The 272-nt window shown below is 49.6% G+C and carries 1 pseudogene; it reads right to left on the bottom strand.

Annotated elements, in window-relative coordinates:
* Window positions 1-247: pseudogene (locus R0J92_RS23085) on the bottom strand (ATP-dependent Zn protease); the annotation flags it as partial.
* Between the last annotated feature and the right edge of the window lie 25 nt (window positions 248-272).

Raw genomic sequence — 272 nt, 5'->3', positions numbered from 1 at the left:
CAATGAGTGATTTCGCTTGTAGTTTCGCCCACTCTTCTTTCTGTTGTCGTTGGTTTTGGGGATAGCCAAAGTCATTGAGAACCGATTGTAGCTGAGCGCGATCGTCTCCTCCTCCTTCCGCGTTACCATATTGTAGGGTTTCTGCTGCCATCCCAGCACACCAGACCGTACAAAAGCGATCGAGCATTAAGTTCACTTGATTGGGCTGTGTCCCCGCTTGTTCTAAGGCAGTGGTATCAAACTGCACACCTCCCTTTCCCGGTTGTTTACGA

Origin of the sequence: Tritonibacter sp. SIMBA_163, assembly GCF_046535935.1 — a bacterium.
GTDB classification, from domain to species: Bacteria; Pseudomonadota; Alphaproteobacteria; order Rhodobacterales; family Rhodobacteraceae; genus Epibacterium; species Epibacterium scottomollicae.
This window is presented reverse-complemented; position numbering and strand designations above follow the sequence as displayed.